This window comes from Amycolatopsis sp. NPDC059657, assembly GCF_042734395.1.
Taxonomy (GTDB): domain Bacteria; phylum Actinomycetota; class Actinomycetes; order Mycobacteriales; family Pseudonocardiaceae; genus Amycolatopsis.
Window position 1 is genome coordinate 1 of record NZ_JBHWEB010000144.1, and the last position, 4999, is coordinate 4999.

General features: G+C 70.1%; 6 protein-coding genes. 4 read left to right on the forward strand and 2 right to left on the reverse strand.

The genetic code is table 11. The features are described from left to right. Positions 1-116: 116 nt before the first annotated feature. Entirely contained in the window at positions 117-530 is a 414-nt protein-coding gene (locus ACFV15_RS42250; RefSeq protein WP_378358349.1) for a hypothetical protein, read from the reverse strand. Positions 531-625: 95 nt separating this feature from the next. Here ACFV15_RS42250 and ACFV15_RS42255 point away from each other — a divergent pair, with 95 nt between their 5' ends. From ACFV15_RS42255 to ACFV15_RS42265, 3 genes are all read left to right on the forward strand, one after another. Then, entirely contained in the window at positions 626-1492 is an 867-nt protein-coding gene (locus tag ACFV15_RS42255; RefSeq protein ID WP_378358350.1) for a hypothetical protein, read from the forward strand. A gap of 28 nt (positions 1493-1520) precedes the next feature. Beyond that, entirely contained in the window at positions 1521-2366 is an 846-nt protein-coding gene (locus ACFV15_RS42260) for a dioxygenase (RefSeq protein ID WP_378358352.1), read from the forward strand. Positions 2367-2436: 70 nt separating this feature from the next. After that, positions 2437-3210, forward strand: a complete 774-nt coding sequence (locus tag ACFV15_RS42265) for an FHA domain-containing protein (RefSeq protein WP_378358354.1) — start codon at positions 2437-2439, stop codon at positions 3208-3210. Positions 3211-3317: 107 nt separating this feature from the next. Here the strand turns inward: ACFV15_RS42265 and ACFV15_RS42270 are convergent, their stop codons facing one another. Next, a complete protein-coding gene (locus ACFV15_RS42270; RefSeq protein ID WP_378358355.1) occupies positions 3318-4046 on the reverse strand; it encodes a BTAD domain-containing putative transcriptional regulator in 729 nt (242 codons plus the stop codon). Between the two features lie 158 nt (positions 4047-4204). Here ACFV15_RS42270 and ACFV15_RS42275 point away from each other — a divergent pair, with 158 nt between their 5' ends. Then, a complete protein-coding gene (locus ACFV15_RS42275; protein ID WP_378358357.1) occupies positions 4205-4894 on the forward strand; it encodes a hypothetical protein in 690 nt (229 codons plus the stop codon). Positions 4895-4999 lie beyond the last annotated feature (105 nt).

The following is a 4999-nucleotide window of genomic DNA, read 5'->3' on the forward strand; positions in this document are numbered from 1 at the left end:
CTCACTTCAAGCCCGCCCGAGGCTTGCGGGCACCCCGCCGGACGTGGTGAAGGAGTCCCTCACCAGCCAGCCACATTCGGCTTTCCGCGCAATAAGTCAGCGACTCGCACGAGGCATCAGGGCTGGCCGGGGCGGTAGCAGTCGGCGAAACCGGTGGGCTTGGCCGAGGAGCTCGCCAGCAGCGCGACCACCTGGTCGCGGCGGAGGTTCTCGGGGTAGCCGGGCCAGTCGGGCTCCTGGCCGTTGACGTGGAGTTCGTCGAGCCAGTAGCCGGACTTGCCGACGGACTTCGCGAACTCGAGGTCGCAGCCGTTGACGCGGACCATGGCTTCGAGGGTCTTTTCGGACGACTTGATCGTCCGGCCGCCGACCTTCTTGGTCTTCTTCTCGGCCTCGGTGTGCGCGCCGGTCGGGTTGGCGAACCCGGCGGCCTTCAGCTCGCTGACGAATTTGCTCTCGTTGCTGGAGCAGCCGGCGAGCGCCGCGGCGGAGCCCAGCAGCACCAGGATGATGGCGACGGTTCTTTGCACAGCGACAGCAAAGCGCACAACCCGCCCCGGCCGCTGGCGAATCGCCGAAATCGGGCGGGGACCGCTCCCGAAGGGGCGGGTTTACCTTCACCGCCATGACCGAAGACCAGCAGATGACGTGTCCCGCCCCGGCCAGGCTGGCGTCCGGCCTGTGGATCTGGGCGGCGGGGTTGACCGTGCTGATCGCGCTGCTCGGGCTCGCGAACCTGCCGGACACGACGAGCCGCAAGGCGAGCGGACCCGGCCTCGGGGTGCTGGGTGGCGTGCTACTGCTGCTGGGGTTCGCCGCCTGGACGATCTGGCAGTACCGCAAGGGCCTGCCGCCGGCACGGCTGGTGCTCGCCGGGGTGACGGTCTACTTCGGGTGGACGCTGATCATCGGCGTGACGATGGTGCAGTCCGGCCGGTCGGAGTTCCCGGTGCTCACCCGGATCGCGATGCTGGTCGAACTCGTCCGCGCGCTCAGCATGATCGTGGCGACGGCCTTGTCCTACACGCCGTCCGCACGCGCCTACTTCCGCTTTTACGAACGCGGCAGGCAGGCGGGCGCGGAGGTCGCCGCCCGGATCTGGCTGGTCGTGATGATCGCGGTACTGGTGCAGGTGTCACTCGGCTTCACGGACAGCCTGCCCAGTCACGGCCGCACCTGGACGGAGTGGGCCACCTTCCGGAACGCGGTCGAGGACGCGACCATCGCCTTCGCGGGGCTGTGCCTGGTGCCCGCGTGGGGCTCGATCGTGCGGCAGTTCCGGCTCGGGCGGCAGTGGGCGCGGGTCGCGCTGACGGTGATCGGCGCGGTGTGCGCGGCGTTCGAGGTGTCCGTCATCGTCGACGCGAGCAGCTTCGACACTCCCGCGTATGTCGTGTGCGCCGTCGTCCAGCTGCTCGCGTTCGCCGCCGCCGTCGTGGCGTCCTTCGCCTCACCGGTCAACGCCCACTTCCGGGCGGCCGCGGTTGGATGATCACCCGGCGAGGGTGCAATCTGGAGCGATGGAACCCACCACGTGGCTGACCGAGCAGGTTGTCGCGAGTTTCGACGGCACCCCGGACCCGCGGACGCGCGAGCTGCTCACCGGGCTGGTGCGGACGTTGCACGAGTACGTGACCACGCACGATGTCACCGAGGGCGAATGGGCACGGGCCATCGACTTCCTCACCAGGGCCGGGCACCTGACCGACGACAAGCGGCAGGAGTTCGTGCTGCTTTCGGACGTGCTCGGGGTGTCGAGCATGGTCGACCTGCTGACGAACTCGCGGAGCCCGGACACCACCCCGTCGGCCGTGCTCGGCCCGTTCTACGTGGAGGGGCCGCCGCCGCGCGAGCACGGTGACGACATCGCCGACGGCCTGCCGGGGACCCCGCTTTGGGTGGACATTCAGGTGACCGACACCGGCGGGAAGCCGCTCGCCGATGCCGCGGTCGACGTCTGGCAGTCCAATGAGGACGGTTTCTACGACGTCCAGCTGCCCGAGCTCGACGGTCCGGTGCTGCGCGCCAGGTTCCACACCGACGGCGACGGGCGGCTGCGGTTCTGGACGATCCTGCCGCACGCGTACCCGGTGCCCGGTGACGGACCGGTCGCCGAGCTGCTGGCCGAGTCGGGCAGGCACCCGTTCCGCGCCCCGCACCTGCATTTCCTCATCCAGGCGGAGGGGCATCCGCGGCTGATCACCCAGCTGTTCGTGCGCGGCGGGAAGTACCTCGACAGCGACACGGTGTTCGGCGTCAAGGAAGAGCTGATCGCCGAATTCGCCGAGCGGACCGGGCCGACGCCGGACGGCCGGGCCATCGACGGTGACTGGCGTTCGCTGGAGTTCACCTTCCGGATCGGGTGATTCAGCGGTTGGGAGGGGTCCCCGCGCGGCGTTGGCAGACTGCCAGACACCAGATACAGAGGAGGCCGCCATGGCAGGCATACGGCTCACCACGTCCCATGACAGCCTCGCGCTCGGGGTGAGCGCGGACCCCGGTTCCGTCTCGGCGCTGTCGCTCACCGGTGGGCTGACGGTCGCGCCGATCGAGGGCCGGACGATCACCTTCGGCCGCAACCGGCCGGAGGTCGACATCTGCGTCGGCGAGAACGACCTGCGCGTCAGCAGGCGCCACGGCCTGCTGACCCGCCAGGATGGACAGTGGTGGGTCAGCAACACCGGCCAGCTGCCGCTGCGCCTGCCGTCGAGCCGCTGGCTGTCCAGCAGCGAGGATCCGGTGCCGCTGCCCGACGGCTACACACCGCTGTTCGTGCGCAGCTCGCCGCGCCGCGAACACCTGCTGGAGCTCTACGTCGCCGGCGTCGACGGCATCCGCCCGCCGACCAGGCACGAGGCGGTGACCCAGCCCCCGCGCCGCTGGCGGCTCACCGAGGAGGAGCGGCTGCTCATGGTCGTGCTCGGGCAGCGCTACCTGTTGCACGAGGCCCAGCCACAGCCGGTCGCGCGCCAGCAGGCCGCCGAGATCCTCGCCGAGCTGCAGCCGGACGCCGGCTGGGGCGTCAAGCGCGTCGAGCACATGGTCGCCGCGGTCCGCAAGCGGCTCTCCGACGGCGGCGTCTTCGGTCTGCGCCGCGAGGAGGTCGGCGAGCCCGTCGGCAACACGCTCAACGACAACCTGCTGCGCGAGCTGGTGCTGTCGACGACGATCGTCCCGCCGGACCTGATGCTGCTCGACCGGCTGAGCTGACCCGGGATATCCCCAATGCGTCGTTCGGTACCTTCCAGGTGCCGAAAGGCGCATTGGGGACCTGGTCGGGACCGAACGACGCATTGGGGTTTTCGCCGAGTGCAGGGTCAGACGCCGAGTGCCATCCGGTGCGCGCCGCTCAGCTCGGCACCCGGTTCGACACCGAGATCGCGCACGATCGCCGACCGCGCCCGCCGGAACGTCGCGATCGCCTCCCCGCGCCGCCCCACCTCGTGCAGCAGCGAAATCAGCCGCGCCCAGATGTCTTCGCGCAACGGGTCGTCGCAGGTCATGGCCCGCAACAGGCCGATCGCGTCGGCAGGCCGCCCGAGCTCGCGATAAGCCGTCGCCAGCAGCTCGCGCAATTCCCAGCGCACCTCGTCGAGCCTGGCGACCTCAGGCGCGCGATCGTCGGCGGTCAGGTCTCCGAACGGCATGCCGCGCCACAGCTCGAGCGAGCCGGTGATCAGCGTGGCCGCGCGGGCGGCGTCACCGCGGGCCAGCGCGTGCCTGGCCTCGGCGGCGCGGGTGGTCACCAGATCGGCGTCGACCTCGTCGGGCAGGATGCGCACCCGGTACGCGCCTTCGCGGCTGTCGATCCGCGGTTCCGGCAGCGCTCGGCGCAGCCCGCAGATGTAGGACTTCACATTGCCCGCCGCCGACGGCGGGATGGCCTGTCCCTGCCAGAGCAGATCGATCAGCCGGTCCATGCTCACCCAGGTCCCGCGGTGCAGCAGCAGCGCGGCGAGCAGTTTGGTGGGCTTGCCCGGCTTCAGTTTCACGGCGGAGCCGTCGGCCGTGCGCGCTTCGAGCGGGCCTAGAACGTGGAAGTGCATCCGGTTACCCCCAGCGGTCGTGGTTCTGTGCCGCTCACTTTTCTCCGCGTACATGAGGATTTGATGACACTGAATCGCCAGTGAACCGGCTCTCGGGATGGTGCTCGTCAGGTCTGGCCGCGACTGGCGCGGCCGGTGGACATGAGGGCGGACTTTTCATGGACCTCAAGCGATTCTCGAAGTACGGCGTGGCCACCATGGTCACGGCCGGCGCCGGCGTCGCCGCCGTGGCGATCTTCGGCGGCGACGGTGAACCGGCCGTGGTGAAGGCGCCCACGGCACTGGCAGGCCCGGCGGCGGCCAAACCGGCCGCTCCCGCGCAGGCTCCGGCCCCGGCGGTGGCTCCGCTGGCCGTCGCCCCGGTGCCGGTCGCGCCAGCCGCGAAGCCGGTGCCGGTGAAGAAGCCCGCGAAGGTGCAGAAACCGGTGGTGCGTAAGGCCGCTGTGCACAAGGAGGTCCCGGCGCGGGCCCCCATCAAGCGGATCGCTCCCGTCGTGCTTCCTGCCCCGGTCACGGCTTCTCCTGACGCTGTCGTTAAGGCGAAGAAGCGTGTCGAAGAGGCGGACGCGAAGGTCAAGCAGGCCAAGATCGACCTGCGCAAAGCGAGGAGCGAAGCCGCGAAGGCACGCGCCGACCTCGCGAAGCTGAGGTCCGGTGTGAAGCCGCCGTCGGGCAAACCGCCGAAGCCGGTGAAGCCGCACGTCCTGCCCAGGCCGATCGCGCACCCCGGCGGCAAGGTGCACGTCTCGCTCGACTCCTCGCAGGTGAAGCCCGGCCAGACGCGCACGATCACCAAGACCACCGCGGACGGCTCAGCCTCGTCGACGGTCACTGTCAGCCGGGGCTAGCCACGACGAGGGTCGTGAGTGGTATGGCCGGTTCTAAAAAGGCCAAAAACACAACAACCCCAACACACCCAGTGGGGGGGGGGGGGGCGGGAGACGGCCCCCAGG

Excerpts from the sequence above, each read along its gene's own strand:
- ACFV15_RS42255 (WP_378358350.1), top strand. The coding sequence starts at position 626 with ATGACCGAAGACCAGCAGATGACGTGTCCCGCCCCGGCCAGGCTGGCG.
- ACFV15_RS42260 (WP_378358352.1), top strand. The coding sequence starts at position 1,521 with ATGGAACCCACCACGTGGCTGACCGAGCAGGTTGTCGCGAGTTTCGAC.
- ACFV15_RS42265 (WP_378358354.1), top strand. The coding sequence starts at position 2,437 with ATGGCAGGCATACGGCTCACCACGTCCCATGACAGCCTCGCGCTCGGG.
- ACFV15_RS42270 (WP_378358355.1), bottom strand. The coding sequence starts at position 4,046 with ATGCACTTCCACGTTCTAGGCCCGCTCGAAGCGCGCACGGCCGACGGC.
- ACFV15_RS42275 (WP_378358357.1), top strand. The coding sequence starts at position 4,205 with ATGGACCTCAAGCGATTCTCGAAGTACGGCGTGGCCACCATGGTCACG.